The sequence below is a fragment of the Streptomyces sp. 150FB genome (assembly GCF_000818195.1).
GTDB lineage: Bacteria > Actinomycetota > Actinomycetes > Streptomycetales > Streptomycetaceae > Streptomyces.
The window spans coordinates 5,227,854-5,230,295 of record NZ_JTHL01000001.1; the positions used below are offsets into that span (position 1 = coordinate 5,227,854).

General features: G+C 73.6%; 3 protein-coding genes. All 3 read right to left on the reverse strand.

Features of this window, described 5'->3' with window-relative positions; genetic code table 11:
* Positions 1-740, reverse strand: a 740-nt coding sequence (locus QR77_RS22425; protein WP_040023900.1) for a PfkB family carbohydrate kinase, incomplete at its 3' end; no start/stop codon positions are given.
* Positions 741-878: 138 nt separating this feature from the next.
* The gene (gene nagA / locus QR77_RS22430) at positions 879-2,123 is read right to left on the reverse strand and encodes an N-acetylglucosamine-6-phosphate deacetylase (RefSeq protein ID WP_078877016.1); all 1,245 of its coding nucleotides are present in this window, start codon (positions 2,121-2,123) and stop codon (positions 879-881) included.
* A partial coding sequence (locus QR77_RS22435; protein WP_040023902.1) for an ROK family protein occupies positions 2,123-2,442 on the reverse strand: 320 nt, incomplete at its 5' end. The genes QR77_RS22435 and nagA, both read right to left, overlap by 1 nt.

The following is a 2,442-nucleotide window of genomic DNA, read 5'->3' on the forward strand; positions in this document are numbered from 1 at the left end:
TCGGGGGTGGCGGCCAGGACGCCTTCGGGGCCGAGCGAGGCGACGACGGAGTGCGCGCCACGGCGGCGCGCGTCGCGGGCGGCGCGCAGCGGTTCGCGTGAGCCGGTGAGCCAGGCCAGTTCCTCGGCGTTCGGCTTCACCACGTCGGGACGGGCGGCGATGCCGCGCCGCAGGGGCTCGCCGCTCGTGTCGAGGAGTACGGGTACGCCGGCGCCGCGTGCCCCGCGTACCAGGTCGGCGTACGCGCCGACGTGGATGCCGGGCGGCAGGCTGCCGCACAGGGCCACGGCTTCGGCGCCGTCGAGCAGCCGCGCGTACTCGGCGAGGAAGGCGGACCACTCGGCGGCGGAGATGACCGGTCCCGGCTCGTTGAGCTGGGTGGTGTCGCCCGTCGCCCGGTCGACGACGGCGACCGTACGGCGGGTGCTGCCAGCGATCGGCAGGAGCGCGTCGACGGGCGCGGTGCCTGTTGGACCCGCGGTGCCTGCCGGACCCGCCGTGCCGGGGGCGGGGTCGGGTGCGCCTGCCAGTAACTCCCGCAGCGCTTCACCCGAACGGCCGCCCGCGAAACCCGTCACCACCGTCCGGTGGCCGAGCGCGGCGAGCACACGCGCCACATTGACGCCCTTGCCGCCGGCCCGCTCCTCGACCTCGCTGACGCGGTGCGTGGTGTGCGGTGTCAGGGCGGGGACGCGGTAGGTGATGTCCAGCGCGGTGTTGAGCGTGACCGTGAGGATCACCCGCCCCCCACCCCCCTGGAAACAAGCCGACGCCGCTGACTACCGGGTGATCATGCCAAAAAGAAAGCGGTTGGCCCAGCCCCCGGGCCAACCGCCGATGCGCCACAGCGTACGTACTCGTCCGAACTCGTACGTGAATCAGCCCACTTGAGGCTTCATCACCCATTCGCCCTTGTGCAGCACGCCCTTCAGCGCGAAGTCCGCGTCCAGCACCACCAGGTCCGCGTCCTTGCCGGGCTCCAGCGAGCCGACCGTGTCGTACACCCCCAGCAGCTTCGCCGGGTTGGCCGAGATCGCCCGCACGATGTCACCGACCGGCAGCCGGTCCACGGTCGCCGCCCGCTGGAACGCCACGTCCAGCGTCAGGGTCGAGCCCGCGATCGCGCCGCCCTCCACCAGCCGCGCCACACCGTCCTTGACCTCGACGCCCAGCGGCCCCAGCTCGTAGAGCCCGTCGCCGAAGCCCGCCGCGTCCATCGCGTCGGTGATGAAGGCGACGCGCTCCGCGCCCGCGTGACGGAACGCCAGCTCCAGCGAGGCGCGGTGCAGATGCGTACCGTCGTTGATCAGCTCCACCGTGATCCGCTCGTCCTCCAGCAGGGCGACGACGGGCCCGGGGTCGCGGTGGCCGACCGGCGGCATCGCGTTGAAGAGGTGCGTGGCGACGGTCGCGCCCGCCTCGATGGCCTCGACGGTCTGGTCGTAGGTCGCGTCCGTGTGCCCGATCGCGGCGATCACGCCGTGCTCGGCGAGCAGCCGTACGGACTCGATGCCGCCGGGCAGTTCGGTGGCGAGCGTCACCATGCGGGCCGTGCCGCGCGCCGCGTCGATCAGTTTGCGCACCTCGGCCGGGTCGGGGTGGCGCAGCAGCGCCTCGCTGTGCGCGCCCTTGCGGCACGGCGAGATGAAAGGGCCCTCGAAGTGGAGGCCCGCCAGGACGCCCTGCTCGACCAGCTCCGACAGCACGCCCGCGCGCTGCGCGAGGAAGTCGATCTCACCGGTGACCAGGGAGGCGACGACGGTGGTCGTGCCGTGCTCGCGGTGCGTACGGACGCCGGCGAGCACATCGTCCACGGACCCCGAGGTGAACGAGGCGCCACCGCCGCCGTGGTTGTGCATGTCCACGAAGCCGGGCACCAGCCAGTGGCCGGTCAGGTCCATCTCGGTGGCGTCGGCGGCGGCGGTCTCCGCGATCCGGCCGCCCTCGACGACCACCCGGCCGCCGTCGACGGTCCCGGTCGGCAGCACCACCCGGGCTCCGGTCAGTACGGTGCTCCGCGGGCGCGCGCCGCCGGTGCCGCCCGGCACCCGGGGAGTGCTTTCCGCGCTGCTGTCGCTGTTGTCGCTCGTGGCGCTTTCGGCGCGTACGGCGCTTGCGGCCATCAGGTGTCCACCTCCGTGGCGAGAAGATCCCAGGCGAGCAGCCCCGCGCCCAGGCATCCGGCGGTGTCCCCGAGGGCCGCCGGAACGATCGTGGGCAGTTTCTGGAACGTGACCCGCTCCTCGACGGCGGCGCGCAGGGGTCCGAACAGCGTTTCCCCCGCCTCGGCGAGTCCGCCACCGATGATCAGCGTGCGGGGGTCCAGCAGGGTGAGCGCGGTGACCAGCCCGGCGGCCAGCCCGTCGACGGCGTCCCGCCAGACCCGTACGGCCGCCGGGTCGCCGGATTCCACGGCCTTCGCGCAGTCGGCGGCGTCCGCCG